This is a genomic window from Psychrobacter glaciei (assembly GCF_014652895.1).
Taxonomy (GTDB): Bacteria; Pseudomonadota; Gammaproteobacteria; order Pseudomonadales; family Moraxellaceae; genus Psychrobacter; species Psychrobacter glaciei.
This window is the reverse complement of record NZ_BMZR01000001.1, coordinates 808846-826446: the sequence shown is the minus strand read 5'-3', so window position 1 is coordinate 826446 and position 17601 is coordinate 808846. Positions and strand designations below refer to the sequence as shown.

At 43.6% G+C, this 17601-nt stretch carries 14 protein-coding genes; 8 read left to right on the top strand and 6 right to left on the bottom strand.

Going from position 1 to position 17601, the window contains the following annotated elements; all coding sequences use genetic code 11:
* The first annotated feature begins 54 nt into the window (after window positions 1-54).
* Complete coding sequence (ccoS, locus tag IE130_RS03445) at window positions 55-351, top strand: cbb3-type cytochrome oxidase assembly protein CcoS (protein ID WP_189581694.1); 297 nt, start codon at window positions 55-57, stop codon at window positions 349-351.
* Window positions 352-453: 102 nt separating this feature from the next.
* Window positions 454-1407: a sulfite exporter TauE/SafE family protein gene (locus IE130_RS03440; protein WP_189581691.1), complete on the top strand. Its 954-nt coding sequence runs from the start codon at window positions 454-456 to the stop codon at window positions 1405-1407.
* A gap of 103 nt (window positions 1408-1510) precedes the next feature.
* Here the strand turns inward: IE130_RS03440 and IE130_RS03435 are convergent, their stop codons facing one another.
* Both IE130_RS03435 and IE130_RS03430 read right to left on the bottom strand, forming a co-directional pair.
* On the bottom strand, window positions 1511-2665 hold the full coding sequence (locus IE130_RS03435; RefSeq protein ID WP_189581688.1) for a DEAD/DEAH box helicase: 1155 nt from the start codon (window positions 2663-2665) through the stop codon (window positions 1511-1513).
* 259 nt (window positions 2666-2924) lie between these two features.
* Window positions 2925-3140 (bottom strand): cold-shock protein, encoded by a 216-nt coding sequence (locus tag IE130_RS03430; RefSeq protein ID WP_010198374.1) that lies wholly within the window; start codon window positions 3138-3140, stop codon window positions 2925-2927.
* A gap of 501 nt (window positions 3141-3641) precedes the next feature.
* Here IE130_RS03430 and aroQ point away from each other — a divergent pair.
* Both aroQ and IE130_RS03420 read left to right on the top strand, forming a co-directional pair.
* A complete protein-coding gene (gene aroQ, locus IE130_RS03425) occupies window positions 3642-4178 on the top strand; it encodes a type II 3-dehydroquinate dehydratase (RefSeq protein ID WP_189581683.1) in 537 nt (178 codons plus the stop codon).
* A gap of 177 nt (window positions 4179-4355) precedes the next feature.
* Window positions 4356-5657, top strand: a complete 1302-nt coding sequence (locus IE130_RS03420) for an ABC1 kinase family protein (RefSeq protein WP_189581680.1) — start codon at window positions 4356-4358, stop codon at window positions 5655-5657.
* A 28-nt stretch (window positions 5658-5685) separates the two neighbouring features.
* Here IE130_RS03420 and IE130_RS03415 read toward each other — a convergent pair whose 3' ends face one another.
* Window positions 5686-6516, bottom strand: coding sequence for an ion transporter (locus IE130_RS03415; RefSeq protein WP_189581677.1), 831 nt, complete (start codon window positions 6514-6516; stop codon window positions 5686-5688).
* Window positions 6517-6875: 359 nt separating this feature from the next.
* Here IE130_RS03415 and IE130_RS03410 point away from each other — a divergent pair, with 359 nt between their 5' ends.
* A complete protein-coding gene (locus IE130_RS03410) occupies window positions 6876-7625 on the top strand; it encodes a YebC/PmpR family DNA-binding transcriptional regulator (protein ID WP_010198357.1) in 750 nt (249 codons plus the stop codon).
* 101 nt (window positions 7626-7726) lie between these two features.
* Here the strand turns inward: IE130_RS03410 and IE130_RS03405 are convergent, their stop codons facing one another.
* From IE130_RS03405 to IE130_RS03395, 3 genes are all read right to left on the bottom strand, one after another.
* Window positions 7727-10726, bottom strand: coding sequence for a LysM peptidoglycan-binding domain-containing protein (locus tag IE130_RS03405; protein ID WP_189581673.1), 3000 nt, complete (start codon window positions 10724-10726; stop codon window positions 7727-7729).
* Between the two features lie 263 nt (window positions 10727-10989).
* Window positions 10990-11484: a hypothetical protein gene (locus tag IE130_RS03400; RefSeq protein ID WP_189581670.1), complete on the bottom strand. Its 495-nt coding sequence runs from the start codon at window positions 11482-11484 to the stop codon at window positions 10990-10992.
* Between the two features lie 377 nt (window positions 11485-11861).
* A complete protein-coding gene (locus IE130_RS03395; protein ID WP_227676131.1) occupies window positions 11862-13148 on the bottom strand; it encodes a CNNM domain-containing protein in 1287 nt (428 codons plus the stop codon).
* A gap of 581 nt (window positions 13149-13729) precedes the next feature.
* On the opposite strand from IE130_RS03395, the gene yajC reads away from it, so the two are divergent.
* From yajC to secF, 3 genes are all read left to right on the top strand, one after another.
* Window positions 13730-14056, top strand: a complete 327-nt coding sequence (yajC, locus tag IE130_RS03390) for a preprotein translocase subunit YajC (RefSeq protein ID WP_189581667.1) — start codon at window positions 13730-13732, stop codon at window positions 14054-14056.
* Window positions 14057-14309: 253 nt separating this feature from the next.
* Window positions 14310-16187, top strand: coding sequence for a protein translocase subunit SecD (gene secD, locus IE130_RS03385; RefSeq protein ID WP_189581664.1), 1878 nt, complete (start codon window positions 14310-14312; stop codon window positions 16185-16187).
* A 9-nt stretch (window positions 16188-16196) separates the two neighbouring features.
* Entirely contained in the window at window positions 16197-17456 is a 1260-nt protein-coding gene (secF, locus tag IE130_RS03380; RefSeq protein WP_189581660.1) for a protein translocase subunit SecF, read from the top strand.
* Window positions 17457-17601 lie beyond the last annotated feature (145 nt).

Here is a 17601-nt window from a genome sequence, read left to right as displayed (position 1 = left end):
ACACTGATGACAAGTGTATTATAATGTCAGAAACTGCTATTCAAGAGGTTTGCCATGCTCAGTATATTTTTATTAATTCCACTAAGTTTAATGCTGTTTGTGGTCGCCATCTGGGCAGTGCGTTATGCGGTCAAATCAAACCAATTTGAAGACTTAGACAATGCTTCACAACGCATTATATTAGATGATCGTCAAGAACGTCGACAAACCATGCAGGCTCACGAGCCGTCAGCACCAAGTACGCAAATTGACAGTACCATCCCAGTGGATGATGCTGTCAATGACCAATCAGCTCATACTGATATCACGGCGATTGCGCCTGCTGATATTGATAGCACACCCAAAACATAGCTTTAAAAACATTTTGCCTTTGCACGCCTTGCTGTTCGTTTTTTTTCAGTGACCAACTATAAAAGTAGGCTCACCTTTCGCCATTTTTAGGAGAAGTACCCCATGACCACAGCTTTACTCGTTGCGGCATTACTAATGGGATTTTTTGGTTCACCGCATTGCTTGGGTATGTGCGGGGGTCTGGTGACAGCGTTTGGTCTATCGATGAAAGACGTTAGCCCCGCCAAACGCCGCGCTCTTGTGGCCACTTATCATTTAGGGCGTCTTAGCAGCTACGCGCTATTGGGTTTAGTCGCAGGTCTGATTGGTACGACAGTATTAGAGCCATTGATGCGAGGCAATAATATGCCGCGTATCTTATTGGGTCTTGTGCTGGTTTTTGTTGGTGTGACCATGCTTGGCGCGCCATTTTTGACCAAACTTGAGCGCTATGGTATGCGTTTTTGGCAGTATCTCAGTCCACTGCGTCAAAAAGTGTTTCCTTTAAACACCTTTCCACGAGCATTAGCCGCTGGTCTGTTGTGGGGATTTTTGCCTTGCGGTTTGGTTTACGGCGCTCTACTGATTGCAGTGGTTGCCCATGACCCATTAAGCGGTGCAGCATTGATGTTCGTCTTTGGTCTGGGCACAGTACCAATGCTGGTTGCGACACACGAAACCGTTGGCTGGCTACGCGACAAGATTGGACGCTTTCGTCTACGCCAGATGAATGGCGCACTGATGGTAGTGTCAGGTATGGCCGTCATTGTCGTGCCCTTAGTCATGGCAAATATGCATGGTGGGCATGATATGTCCAATATGCATGGCGATCATATGCAAATGAATGATTCACAAATGATGGACATGCCCATGGATGGATCGATGAATCATGGCAGCCATTCTGCGACGACGACTGATGCAGATACCAATGCCCATCATGATATGAGCCAAATGAATCATGACATGACACCCCCTATGGATGACACCATGAATCATAGCATGCACGATATGGACAGTATGACCAGCGAAGCAGACATGCAAAATCATCATGAAGCGATGATAGAATCTGCTGAATAAAGAATCAAAAGTCATAATCAAAAAAAGCCCTTAACATCAATCATGACGTTAAGGGCTTTTTTATTCATACAAAGCTAGCAAGATAAAGCCTAAGTTAGGTCAATTACTCCTGCCATTGCTCAAGCGTAAACTTGGTATCTAAGTGCTTCTCTAATGCAGGCAAGTTAAAAGCATCATCTTCGCTAACGAAGCTAATACTGATACCAGTCTGTCCAGCACGGCCCGTACGACCAATGCGGTGTACGTAGTCATCTGGCTGATCAGGTAAGGTATAATTGACCACGTGGCTAATATCATCCACATGAATACCACGCCCTGCGACATCGGTGGCGACCAAGATAGAAGCATGACCATCTTTAAAACGCTGCAAGTATTTTTCGCGTTTTTGCTGAATGACATCGCCTGACAACATCACGATTTTGTATCCTTGACGCAACTTGTGATAGAGACGCTTCACTTGGTCTTTGCGATTGGCAAAGACAATGACTTTATCGACAGCGGCATCACTGATAATACGCTGCAAAGCTTCTAATTTTTGATCTTCTGTTAATAGATAAAAGTGTTGATCGACCAATTCACTGGTTTTATGCTCAGGCTCAATTTCAACAAATTGCGGCTCATGTAACCAACGATACGCCAAGTTCATCACATCTTGGTTGAAAGTGGCAGAGAATAATAAACTTTGGCGATCGGTGTTAGAAGGCATCCGACCGACCAAGCGCTTGATATCTGGAATAAAACCCATATCCAGCATGCGATCTGCTTCATCTAGTACCAGCACTTCTACTCGATCCAAATAGACCATACCTTTATTGGCCAGATCAATCAGGCGACCAGGTGTCGCCACCAAAATATCAACATATTGACGGTCAAGCTCGTGCTGCTGGGTTTCATAATTTGTGCCACCCATAATACAAACACTGTGTAGCGAAGTATATTTGGTCAGAGCGATACAATCGTCAAATATCTGCTGTGCAAGCTCACGGGTCGGTGCCATGATCACTGCACGTGGCTCACCTAGATAGCGCTCTTCATCATTGGTAAAAGGACGCTTGAGTAATGCTTCCATAATAGTTAACAAAAACGTTGCCGTCTTACCAGTACCAGTTTGTGCCTGTCCGATAGCATCTTGATTTGCCAAGGTGTGCGGTAATATCTGCGCTTGAATAGGGGTCAATTCAGTAAAACCTAAATCACTTACCGCGCGTAAGGTCGGTGCAGAGAGTGGTAAATCAGTAAACGTTGTGAAGTTACTCAAAAAATCATCCTTTTGTATGAATTGCTTGTATTTTTCAATCAGTGACAAGCTTATGCTAAGCCTTAGCCTCGCTGTATATCGCTACCAATAACAATAAAAATCATGCATTGGTAAGCATAAAAAAGCCAAACCCGATGCCTACCCTCACCCATAATGATGAATTAAAATCAACATAGGTAAGATAAGACGGGCTTGACTCAGTAGTATATCAGTAGTTTATCCAGACATTGCAACTAAACTGCGCTAATGACTGTCTCGACTACTCTTCTGTTTTTCTGACTTCTTCAGCTTGAAGGCCTTTATCACCTTCGACAACGCTGAATTCAACTTTTTCGCCATCTTTTAGAGAGCGATAACCATCACCTTGGATCGCACGAAAATGGACAAAAATATCTTCTCCGCTATCACGTTGAATGAAACCAAAGCCTTTTGAGTCATTAAACCACTTTACGATACCTTGCTCACGAGCTGACATAATTTACTTCCTAAAAAAGTCGCTTAGCCCCAAATTCCTTTGCAACATTGCATATAAACGGGGTCTAAGATTGTGAAATCAGAATTAAACCTTACTACGTTAAACACTATCGTCTGAATATATACTTAGCTGAACCCTGTAGATTGCAGTGTTTCGCCATTACCTTTTACTAATACCAAAATAGCTTTTATATTCACTATAACTTACGTTAGAAGGCTTATATAAAGCTCGCATTGATGGTGTTAGAGCACTAGTAACAAATTCGTAATATAGATTGCTTAAAAAATATCATAGCACGGGTTTTTAGCAACATAAAGACTTTTAGTATGGTTTTTAAAACTTAGATTGATTTTTCATGTAATTTTTTTATAACCTTACTGGCAAGCTGTTATCATAATGAAATAAGATTGGTTTTAGCGCATCGTTTCTTAATTTTTTAACCCTACTACTGATTATTAAGTTATCAATTATCCATACCATCCAATAGCGATAGAGAGCATTATGACGACCTCTTCTAAGTCAGCAGCGACATCAGAACCTGCTGGTCAATCAACAGAAATAGTGTTAACCCATAAATTATTATTGGTTAATGGGGTCAATCTCAATTTACTGGGCAAGCGTGAGCCGGATATTTATGGTCATATGACGCTGGCTGATATTGAGCAGCACTTAATTGACCGCGCGGCCAATTATGGTGTTAAGCTGATTTGCATACAATCAAATCACGAAGGTAAGCTCGTTGATGATATTCAGCATTACGGATTGCTGGCAGATAGAGCGGCACAAGTAGACGCCATCATTATCAATCCTGCTGCATTCACTCACACTTCGGTTGCCCTACGCGATGCGTTATTGGCCACACAAAAACCCTTTATCGAGGTGCATCTGTCTAATGTGCACGCCCGTGAAGCCTTTCGGCAGCATTCTTATTTAAGCGATATTGCAACAGGCGTCATTTGTGGCTTAGGACATAGGGGCTATCAGATGGCATTGGATTATTGGCTGACTAATATGTATGCGATAAACCTGACCGACTAATGCTTTATGGTGGATATTTATAGTAAAGTTGCTCAAATATATTGAGCAAATCATACAGAAAGAAAAAACTCATTCGCGCAAGACAACCTTATCTTTAGCACACGAGTCAAACAGCAATTGCTTACTCAAAATAATAAAATTATGGTTTGATAAATAAACCCCTGCATGGTGATATGAATGGCAAAATCGTCCGGAAAACGCTTTATGAAACTGGCTGGTATGACAGCCAGTATTGCTGGAAAAGCAGCTAAAAACTCATTAAGGCACCTCTCAAGTGACGAAGAAAAACGTCTGCAGGCACGCTCAGAATTGATGCAAGATGTGGGTATTCAAATAGCCGAAACGCTTGGTGAGATGAAAGGCGCAGTGATGAAAGTGGGACAAATTGCCTCACAATATAAAGACGTGTTTCCCCCTGAAGTGGCGACCGCTTTAGAGAAGCTGCAAAAAGATGCACCGCCCATGCCTTATGCGCAAATACGGGCACAAATCGAACGTGAGCTCAAATCCCCTGTCGATCAGCTATTTACCGTGTTTGAAGAAACACCATTTGCCGCCGCTTCCATTGGACAAGTGCACAAGGCTATTTTACCTTCTGGGCAAAAAGTCGTCGTCAAAGTACAGTACCCCGACGTGGATGAAAACTGTGATAGCGATCTCAAGCAAGTCCGTATGGCACTGAAAATCGCTGGCGTTCTAAACATGAGCAAGCAATTACAAGAGCAACTCTTTAACGAGATTCGCCAAAGCTTGCACGATGAATTGGACTATGTCAAAGAAGCCCACAACCTACAGGTCTTTGGTGCTTTTCATGCTGAGGACGAAGGGCTTATTATCCCTAAAGTCGTCAATAGCCATTCTACTAGGCGAATTTTGACGTTGACGGAAGAGATGGGTGAAACGTTGACAGTCGCTGCAACGTGGGATAATGAGATTAAACAGAAAATCGCTGAGCGTCTATTTCATTTTACTGCCGGCCAACTGTTTGGCTTATACCGCATGCACTGTGATCCCCACCCCGGTAACTTTGCGTTTCGTCATGACGGCAGTGTCGTGGCTTACGACTTTGGCGGCATTCGCAGCTATAGCCATAGTGAGGTTCAACTGTTTCGCCGCTTTGCGCAGCATGCTGTCAAAGGTGATGTCACCGCACTCGAGCAAGACTTAATCGCTCTTGATATTCGCCGTGAGGATGATAAAAATGTGCCAGGTGAATTCTATGAAAAGTGGCTGGCTATTGGGATGAAGCCGCTCTCCATTGCACCTTATCAAGAAGGGGCTTTTGATTTTGGCAGCAGCCAAGTTCATCACGAAGCAATCAGCCAAATGCGCACCTCATTAAAATACTTTGGGCAATTTCAACCTTCAGCCACGACGATGATGCTGGATCGAACCGTATCAGGACAATATTGGAACTTGGTCAATTTGGGTGTCGAGATCGATCTGTCACCGCTGGTTGCTCAGTATATAACCAATTAGTTGACCTAATTAGAAAAACGAGTGTACATTACACGTGCAATGCATGGCCGCAGCGATCACAAAAAGTGGCACTGACTGCATGGCCAAATTTTCCGCAATTCGGGCAGGTGATTGGATTGAGTTGTGGGCGCATATTCCGAGCCAGCTCAGAGGTAAAAATACCCGTTGGTACCGCAATGATCGAATAACCCGTAATCATGACCATGCTCGCAATCGCTTGACCTAACGGTGTTTTAGGTGACATGTCACCGTAACCGACCGTGGTCATGGTAACGACTGCCCAATAGATAGAAAGCGGAATACTGGTAAAGCCGTTTTCGGGACCTTCTACCACATAAATAATCGAGCCAAAAATTGTTACCAGTAAAACCAGTGATAAGAAAAACACGGTGATTTTTTGCTGACTGGTTCTAAGTGCCGAGGCCAAGAAGCCTGCTTGTTGCATATAGGCTTTAAGTTTGAGTACGCGAAAGATCCGCAAAATACGTAAAATACGTATGACCAATAAGTACTGTACGCCCACGAACAATAGACTTAAATAACTGGGTAAAACGGATAATAAATCTACTATTCCAAAAAAACTAAAAACGTAGCGAAAACGATTGGGTGCTGAAAACCAGCGTAAAGCATACTCAATGGTAAATAAAATGGTAAAAAACCATTCTGCATAGAAAAACAGCGTACCATATTGCAAACGCATATATAACACACTATCCAGCATCACAACACCAACACTGGTCAAAATCGCTATCAATAATACAACATCGAAAAGCTTACCCATACGGGTATCTGTGCCTTCGACAATGATATGAATGCGGTTACGCAAGTGAGTAATAGCTTCGTTATTTGGTTGCTTCATAGAGTCAATAGAGTCACAAGATCAATGGTTTTAAAAAACCGAACGATTTAGGCTAGCAGGAACAAGCTAAGATTGGTCAAAATGCGCAAAAGTGGTTTATAATACGCGACAGCTTATGAGTACCAATAGCTATTATCAGGTTTGATAGACAGTTATATAGGTAGCCATAATACAAAGAATAATAGTGTAGCAAAAAAGCACTGCTAACGACATACAAATTGTTAACTTGTAAGTAAGCCAATCACCTTAGAAAAACAGGTCAATCATATAATAAAAATAGCTCGTTAAGTGTCAAAAACCATCATTCATACTCTTTTTATTCACACCATAAATACCACGTAAAAATTTAAGGATGTCATATGGCAGGCCATTCAAAATGGGCAAATATTAAACACCGTAAAGCCCGTCAAGATGCGGTAAAAGGTAAAGTATTTACCAAGATTATTCGTGAAATTGTTTCTGCTGCCAAGCAAGGTGACCCCGACCCTGACAAAAACCCACGCTTGCGTGCCGTTATTGAAAAAGCATTATCAGTCAATATGACCCGCGACACGATCAACCGTGCTGTCGATCGCGGTACGGGCGGCGGTGATAACGAAAACATGGAAGAAGTCAGCTACGAAGGCTATGGCGTTGGCGGTGTGGCGGTGCTGGTCGAAACCATGACTGACAACCTCAACCGTACCGTCAGCGAAGTACGCCACGCGTTTACCAAACATGAGGGTAATCTTGGCACCTCAGGCTCAGTGGCCTATCTGTTTACTAAACGCGGTGAAATCACTTTTAATGATACAAGCTTAGAAGACGAAGTGATGTTGGTTGCCCTAGATGCTGGTGCGCTTGATATCGAAAATGATGGCGACAGCTTGCTGGTCATCACCGAATGGGAAACTTTCGGTCAAGTCAAAGATGCGCTTAATGCTGCAGGTCTCATCTCTGACAATGCGGAAGTGACCATGTCACCCTCAACCACTGCTGAGATAGACAATGTGGATGATGCCGAAAAAGTTATGAAAATGATTGATATGCTAGAAGACATCGATGACGTACAAGAAGTTTATAGCAATGTGAATTTCTCTGCTGACGTCATGGCACAACTTGAGCAATAGTTTTATCTCGTAACTATTTATGTCCATTGTCCCATCCTAAAATAGACAAAAAAAAGCTGCTCTTATATAGAGCAGCTTTTTTGGTTAGAGCTTCTTTAAAATCAACGGTTGGGGACAGTCAAACGCTGACCGCGCTGTAGCATGGTGTCGGCTTTTATTTTATTCATATCAGCCAGCTCTTGCGTTGATACCCCATATTTACGAGCCAAACCAATCAAGCTATCCCCTGAACCAACCGTATAGCTTACTGTCACTTTAGGCACTTTGATGGTTTGTCCACGTTGTAGCTGAGCATTGGTCGCAAGATCATTGGTCGCCGCCAAATCTTCGACTGAAACGCCAAACTGACGCGCCAGCGCGATTAAACCATCGCCTGATTTCACTTTATAGCTTTCAGTGTCGCCCAGTTTTTTGCCATTACTACTTGCTGTACTAGCCGTAGTACTGGCAGAACTGCTACTGCTTTGATTGCTGCTAGTAGAAGTAACAGGAGCGCTACCGCTAGCAGGAATGGTAATGGTGCGACCCAATATCAAATTGGAGTTGGTTTTTAAATTATTGGCTGCTGCCAAATCACCCAGGCCGATATTGTAACGTTGAGCGACACCCGTTAAGGTATCCCCTGATTTCACTTTATAACTGACCGACTTATCATTCAACTGACGATCAACCAACTCTTTAGACGCTGGGATTTTAATCGTTTGACCGCGTTGTAGACGTGCCTTAGCATCAAAACTGCTATTGACCGCAGCCAACTCTGCCGCACTGACCCCCACACTATTCGCAATGCCAATCAAGGTATCACCTGATTTTACTTTATAGTTGGTCGTTGATACTGAAGAGCTTGCGCTACTCGTTGAACTACTGGCACTAGTGCTGTTACTAGTAGAATTAAAGTCAACGCTGGCCGGTACTTTCAGTGTCTGACCCACATACAATGAATCAGTCGTGCCAATGTTATTAAGGCTCGCCAAGGTTTCAGTTGAGATGTTAAATTGGCGTGCTAGGGCAATTAGCCCATCACCTGCTTTCACTTTATAGTTTTTGGTCGCAGTCGACGACTTACTTGGTTTAGTCGATGGCGCAGCAGGTGTGCTTGCTGGAGCGGTCACCTTACCTGGTATCAACCACAACTTTTGACCTCTAAGTAAGTCAGCACGGCTGCTTAAGTTATTGTAGCTTGCTAACTGTGTCACAGACAAACCAAAGCGGTTGGCCGTACCAATTAGGGTGTCGCCACCTTGTACCACATAACTCTCAGGCTGGCTTGCTGCGGTGGCGCTACTGCTGCTTAATGGCTCAATAGTTTTGGCACTATACAAGTATAACGTACTGCCAGACAATAGCTTAGCGCTGGCATCTATTTGATTCCATTCAGCGATATCACGCCAGCTAACATCAGCGCGACTGGCGATATTTGATAAAGTGTCACCACGTTTTACCGTATAAGTGGTACGTGTGCCTTGTGGTTTTGGCTTACTGACTGATGTCTTTGGAAAACTCAGCTTTTTCTCTTCACCGCGTGCTTCTAGAATAGACTGCTGTGTCTGTACTGCAGAAAGATTGATATTACCATCCGCATTGATGACATTGGTCTCAGCAGTATTGCTTCGAATTTGATTGGCAATAAAGTCGCGCTCTTCTTTGCTTAGCGGTGGCTCTTGGACAATAGTGTTGTTTTGGGTGATCTGTGCAGAGGTGGTTGGTAGACTATTGCTACTTTTGAGCTCCGCGTTGATTTTGTTGGTTTCTGCCGTGGTCAAAGGCGGCTCAGTACGCACAGTATTGTTACTATAGACAGAGCTGCTCGTCGGCGTGACTGATGGTGAAATATAACTGGTCGTTTGCTGAGGCACACTGGCACTCGCCGCATAATCCGCAAGCGCACTGCCTGTAGAAGGCAATGACGTTCCCGTATAGGGCTTGCTATTGTAGCTTGGTGTCGTTGGTGCATTAGGATTCGTGTTGCTAGTAGCGATGACATTGCTACTACCGTTGCCTCTTAACGAGCTTAATTTTGCATCAGTATTGAGACTCACATCATTCGGAATGATAATACGCTGCGGACCTGAGGAATCCACACGGGCTGACGTCAGGGCAGTATTCAGCCTTTCTAGTTCGTCGTAACTGACGCCTGTCACTTGCGATACTTCGGTTAAGCTAACGCCATAATTCACTGGCACACTACGGAAATGCTGGCGGTTGGCGATAGCGGGCAGATAAACGCCATATTGCTCAGGTTTGGCCACAATTTCAGCCACTGCCAAAAAGCGCGGTACATAGTTCATGGTCTCAGTCGGTAATCTGAGTGACCAATAGTCAGTTGGTAAACCGCGAGCCGCATTGGCATCGATTGCTTTTTGCACACGACCAGGGCCAGCATTATAAGCGGCTAATGCCAGCTCCCAACTACCAAATTGATTGTGTAGAGCTGTTAAAAAGTCATAAGCAGCGCGTGTTGATTCGATGACATCACGGCGACCATCATAACTACTGCTTTGATTGAGACCATAAATACGACCCGTACTCGGAATGAACTGCCATAGACCTGCGGCAGCAGCACTACTGGTACCACTTGGATCATAGGAGCTCTCAATCACGGGCAGTAACGCAAGCTCAGTGGGAATATTACGACGCTCAGCTTCTCGTACGGTATGGTATAGATAGCGACTGGCACGCGCCGTTAAGCGATTTAGATAGTCCTGTCTGCTAGTAAACCAACCCTTCTGCCCTTCGATACGCTGGTTATAAACAGGCTGACCACCATTCATACGATAGCCCGCACGTAGGCGATTCCATAAGTCCCCGTATTGTTGAATAGCAAGCTTATTGCCTTCAACCATCGTCATATCGGTCGCTTCTAACAAATCCGCAAGCTCATCTAAGCTTTCAGCATCCAAAAATGCCGTTGAATAATCAGCATTAGTGCTTGGGTTAGCGACTTGATTGGTAGGACGTTTGGTAACCACAGCTGAGCTGTTGGTCATGCCCTTATTTTTCACCGCTGACGTATTACTACAAGCACTGATAAGTAAAGTCGTTACCGCAAGCGTCAATGGTAAGGCAATAAATGAGCGAGAGTTTGAGAGCACAGTAGACATGGTATTGGAAGTTTCCTAACGACAAGAATTGATAAGATAATATTGATGGCTAGTATAGTATGCAATGTTAAGCAAAGACTAGCCTAATATAAAAGATAATAATCAGCCATTACTCTAGAAGTTACAACGACATGCTAAACGTACATAAAAATTGCACGTTCGAGCTGGTAGCTAATATAGCTTTGAATAATTATCATCTTTTTTATAGCTCAGTGCTGAACATGCACGCTAAGCCCTAACTACTGATTATAAGTACTGAATCCTTAATTAATAGCCACTTGTGATACAGCGCGTAGCAGAACTGCATTGCCAGTAGACAACGTCAAAGTCACTCGCGAGGTAGTGACAAACGACACATTGCGACCGTCTTTTACCCAGCTTTCATTGGTCGTAACATTAGCCTTGGCCTGATTACCAGTGATGACAACGTTATCTACAGAAATATCGTAACGATAATTGGACGTGTCATTCCAACTGTTTTGCAGTAGTTTCAAGTAGGCATCTTTGTCTAAGCTGGTAGACTTACCTTTTCTTGATAATGAAATCAGCGCATCGTCAGAGACAAGACCGGCGACTTGATTGATGCTTTTATTATTCGCTGATGACTTCATGGCTGCTGCATAGCTTTGTACCAAATCTTCGGTCATGGTCGCGGCTTGCGCAGTGATGCTTACTGTGCTTGCCACAGCAACCACTGCTGTTGCGCCAGCACTTTTTAGCAATAGAGCCAACAGCCCTTTTCCCCATAGTCGTTTCATGATAATCCTTAACGATACCGTTTTCGTTGTTGTCGTTGGCATTAATTGACGTTTAGCACCTGTTTACTATTTAATTATAGATGGCTATAGTCAGTTCAATATAAAAAGATATGACAAATATAACGCCCCGCTGGACGCTAACCTTTTATTAACGCGTTTGCTTAAAACTTTTAACAGCATACTTTGTTAGTGATTTTAGCCTATCACTCAATTCTCACAGCCATGTGACACCCTGTGTAATTATTGCGAATATCATTTTACTATGAACGCCTTACACCTTTATTACCCTACAGCACTTATTGCTCTAAAGCACTGACCATACGTCAACTGTACTGTCATGACTCAGAAGCCCAATGTCTGGCGCATCAATGACAACGCTATAACTTACTCTCTGTATTACTGTCTTCATACTGCTCATCATCGCTCAGTTTCATGCCCAAACGCTCTACGCGTCTGTCCATCATTTGCCGTGCTAACGCCTGCATGTCTTCAACGCGGTCTATCTCATCCACAATCTCAAGACCCAATAACGTTTCAAACACGTCTTCTAAGGTGACCAAGCCTTTTACTTCACCGTACTCACCCACGGTAATGGCGATATGAATACGATTTTTTAGCATGAGCTCCAATAAATCAAACAACTTCATCTTTGAAAATACAAAGGTGATGTCTCGTTTAAATTGGGTCAACGGCTTATGCATAGCATGATTGACTTTCGCCAACAACATATCTGTTTTTAAGACAAAGCCGGTAATATTGTCCAAGTCACCATCATAAATCGGCAATCGTGAAAAAGTCAGTTTAGGACGATCAACCAGCAATTCAGCCACGGTTTTGTTTTCTTCAAACGCCAACATCACCGAACGCGGCGTCATGATATCTTCGACTTTAATAGCACCAAATGCGAGTAAATTGCGAATAATTCGAGATTCTAGTGGGTCGATCTGTCCAGACTCTTCACCGATACTAGCAAGCGCAGCAAACTCACGACGGCTAAACACATTGGTCTCTTTACCACGTACCAGTAGCTTAGTCAGACGCTCCGAAAACCAAATGACTGGGTAGAGTGCAACAATTATCGTGCGCACAAAGTAAGCAACTAAGCCGCTTAAACGGCGCCAATACATCGTTCCCAAGGTTTTTGGAATAATTTCAGAGAATATCAAAATAGCCAAAGTCATAATTGCCGAAAAGACACCAAACCACGTACTACCAAATACGATGGTGGCCTGTGCACCAGCGCCAATAGAGCCGAGTGTATGAGCGGCGGTATTCAAGGTCAAAATAGCTGCTAGCGACTGATCGATATTGTCAACTTTTAGCTGTTTAAGCATTTGCCCTTTTTTGGGATTGTTTTCTTGAATATCTGCAATATATGAAGGCGTCATGCTCAGCAAAACAGATTCAGCCAGAGAGCAAATAAACGAGATGCCAATAGCGATCAGCACAAACAATATGAGCAGCAGTACACTGGCAGCAGTCGGTTCTGCTAAGCCCTCAGCCGCCCATACCGCTTGTGGCAACATAAAAGTTGTCAATACAGTTAGCAGAGACAACGACTTGAAGCCCAAGCCTAAGCGAGGGTTATGGCGCATCGTCGGGGGAGGTTCAGCAGAGACGTCTTTACGACAAGCGCGTGGACGACACAAACGAGGTATAAACATAAAAGTGGTGGACAAGTTAGGTAACCTAAACATAAAAGAGAAAAAAGGAATCGAAAAAGATAATTAGCAGACTACATCAGACAGCAAACCATCTATGATAAAAAACTGGATAGTGCTAAATGGTCAAGTAATGCTGCTCTCATACCTTCTATTAGATACAATTATAGCCTAATAGTAGAGCGCACTAAATACAGGCAATCATTGTCTTTTGATAGTAGCACTGATGATGTGAATGCACAATAAGTCGCTATTTGTTTTTAAGCGGATAGTTTTAATGCAACTGGGTGCTTAAAATGGATAGTTTTAATAGTATTGTCTTGACCATACTTATTATATTGCATAATTCTGATGGTACTGAGGCATAGTTTGCATGAATTTAACCCTTAGATATTCCAAGTCAGTCTCCACTTCACAACACCCTATTTTATACACCAAAGAGATTGTAGGGATAAATATTGACTGCTAGTATGCCAGTACGTTAAGAAAAACATCCTCAGCCTATGATTAACAGTTACCAAGTCTAGGATTTTTTGTTACTATGCGTTTAATTTATTATTATCTATGACTCACTGAGAGAGATTATGTTGTTATTTATCCAAGCGGCCCATGCTGCCGAAACTGCCGGTGCTGCATCACTATTTGGTCAAATCTTATTACCTGTTGCTTTTTTTGCAATTTTTTACTTCTTAGTGATCCGTCCTCAATCTAAGCGCACTAAAGAACACCGTGCTATGGTCAATGCGTTGACAGTCGGTAGTGAAATCATCTTTGCTGGTGGACTAATGGGTCGTATCAAAGCATTAGAAGGCGATTATGCAGTCGTTAGCTTAAACAATAATACAGATATCAAAGTACAGCGTGCTTCTGTTATTTCAGTATTGCCAGCTGGCACTATCGAAAGCGTCTAATTATTGTCAATAGCTTTGATAATAATTAATGAATAGTTGTCATAGCTATAAAAGCAACCGCTATAAAAGTGACCGTATCTGATTTACGGTCACTTTTCGCTTTACCTTTTTACGTTTTATTATCATCGCGGATGATCGCAATGGTGCATCATGACGGCTGCTAAATAAGCACTCAACCATTGCTCTCACTAACTTCCCATCTGCTAACTTGTGGCCTGCGTCGCCAATAGTTTATCAACTTAAAGAAGTGATTATGCAATATCCCGCTTGGAAATACTTACTTATTACCGTCGTGCTAATTATTGCCGGTCTGTATGCTGCTCCTAACCTCTATCCTGATGAACCTGCGGTACAGATTACTAGTGCAGCAGCAGGTACGCAGCTGTCTGATGGTATCTTGACCCAGTCTCAAAGCTTACTCGAAGACGCTGGTTTGAACAATCATGACGGCACCTTTGAGGGCAACAGCGCGCTGGTACGTCTTGATAACCCAGTCGATCAGCTCAAAGCACAGGAAGTACTGCGTCAGAACTTGGGCGAGGACTATGTGGTCGCGCTCAACTTAGCGCAGACAACCCCGCAATGGCTACGTGATATCGGTGCTAGACCGATGAAGCTCGGTCTTGATTTACGTGGTGGTGTGCGTTTTGTGCTAGAAGTTGACATGGATAAGGCTCTCGATCAACGCCTGACCAGTGCCAGCCGTGATGTACGCCGTGACCTGCGGGCTGAACGTATTGCTATTAAAGGCATCAAAACTGAAAACCAAGGCATCGTGCTACATTTCGCCGATACAGACACCCGTAATCGTGCACAAAATGTCTTGCAAGGCTCGATGAGCAATACTTTTAGTCTACAGTCTTCTATTGATGACCAAGGCCCTGCCCTGATTTTGGTGTACAACGATGCAACGCTAGACGAAATCAATAGCTATGCGGTTAATCAAAACTTAACAACCCTACGCAATCGTATTGCTGAACTTGGCGTCACGGAGGCCTTGGTACAATCACAAGGCGCGAGTCGTATCGTCGTTGAATTACCTGGTGTACAAGATACCGCGGAAGCAAAACGAGTCCTTGGGCGCACAGCGAACCTTGAGTTCCGTATGGTGGCTGAGGACAGTGAAAACTACACGGGTGGCATTCCTCCTGCTGGTACCGAAGCATTCCCGTTTGAGACGCTTGATGGTCCACCGGTATTGTTAGAGCGTCAATCTATCGTCACAGGTGATAAAGTCACTAATGCACAGACGGGTATTGATGAGAGCGGCTCACCTGAAGTAAGTATTACGCTGGATAGTGCTGGCGGTAAGCTGATGCAAACCGCCACACGTACTGCTGTTGGTAAGCAAATGGCCGTCCTATTCATTGAAAATAAGCAAAGAATCACTTACGAAGAAGACTCAGCTACTGGCGAAACGGTCGAAGTACGTACGCCTTATGCTGAAACCAAAGTCATCAATCGCGCTAATATTCAAGCGGTACTCGGCTCCTCTTTCCGCATTACTGGTCTTGATAGTAGCGCAGAAGCGGCAGAGCTTGCACTACTCCTACGTTCAGGCGCATTAGCCGCACCGATGTACTTTGTAGAAGAACGCACTATTGGTCCTTCACTGGGTCAAGAAAATATCGATAAAGGTCTCTTCTCTACGCAAGTTGGTTACTTGTTAGTTTTTGCGTTCATGATTATTTTCTATCGTCTGTTTGGGGTCATTGCCAACGTGGCGCTAGCGATTAACGTCATTATCATCATCGCTATTATGTCAATTTTAGGCTCATCACTGACCCTACCCGGTATTGCCGGTATCGTCTTAACCATCGGTATGGCGGTCGATGCCAACGTGCTGATTTTTGAGCGGATACGTGAGGAGCTGGCAAATGGCGTCCGGCCAAAATCTGCCATTGTGGCGGGTTTTGATCGCGCCTTTAGTAGTATCTTCGATGCCAACATCACTACCTTATTGGTCGCCTTTATATTATTTGCGATTGGTACAGGTCCGATTAAAGGCTTTGCGATCACCTTAGCGATTGGTATTGTCAGCTCGCTATTTACCGCGATTTTGGTAACGCGTGCGCTGGTACAAATTGCTTACGGTAAACGTAAATCTATCAAACGTCTGAGCATCGGTTAGGAGAAACATATGGCGATCGATAAGAATAATCCTCTAGAACAGCAAAATAATCCAGATCGAAATGGCTCAAACGGCGATTCAAACAGTAACAGTACGCGCCGCCGTAACAAACCGCGTCGTGATGGTAAAGGTAGTAATACTAAAACCAACAATCCTACGACGGTGAAGTCAGACAAAAGCAAAACGCGTCGTGGCGGTCAAAATGCTCAAGAATTGACCACACAGACAAGTACGCCTGTCGACCAGACTCAATTGATGAGTGATGCCGCTGAGGACGCTGCTGCACAAGCTGAAGGCGGTATCAAAGCCGTTGGTAATCAACGTATCATTCCCTTTATGAAGATAGAAAAGCCGATGGCTATTTTATCGTTACTCATGGTGATTGGTAGTATTATCGCGATTGCCGTTAACGGTCTGAATCTAGGTTTAGACTTTACCGGTGGTGTTTCAGCAGATGTACGTTATGAGCAGCCTGCTGAGCAAGTAGAAGTGGTCAAAGCCTTGGCTGATAATGGCTTTGATGATGCTGTCGTACAATATCTTGGCACACGTCAAGAGTTACTGGTACGTTTGCCACCCCAGTCTGACAATATTGACGGACTCAATGCTAGTCTTAGTGCCGCGTTAGCATTACCTAATAACACGGTTGAAATCAGTAATGTGAATATCATTGGTAGCCAAGTAGGTAATGAAGTCTACTTAAACTCTGTTATGTCACTGGTTTTAGCCTTGGTCTGTATGCTTGGTTATGTCGCGCTACGTTTCCAGTTCAAGCTGTCTTTGGGTGCGGTGCTGTCACTCTTCCACGATGCTATCGTAACCATTGGTGTCTTTGCCCTATTTGGCTTTCCGTTTGACTTAACTGTTTTGGCAGCTATCTTAGCCTTGATTGGTTATTCCTTGAACGATACGATTGTTGTCTATGACCGTATTCGTGAAAACTTCCGCCGCGTCCGTGGTATTACACCGCGTCAAACGATTGATTTGTCATTAACAGAAACGTTACGTCGTACCATTATGACTATCTCAACTGTATTACTGGTTGTTTTAGCCATGCTATTCTTGGGCGGTGATGGTCTCTATTGGTTCTCGGTTGCGCTATTCATTGGTTTGCTGGCTGGTACTTATTCGTCAACGTATATCGCAAGCTCGATTCCACTACGTATGGGGCTATCTCGTGATGATTTCGTGGTCAAGGTTAAGCCTGAATTTGAAGAAGAAATCGTCACTTTTAATGACCCAAAAATGTTTGAACAAGACAATATTTAAAGCAACTTAGTTAAGTTAACCTTTAAACAAAAGAGTATTCAAACAAGCTTATAATCCGTTTTTCACTGTACGGAAGTAAGCTACAAATAAAAGCACCTGACTCATAACTAATGAGTGTTGGGTGCTTTTATCTTTATATACTGCT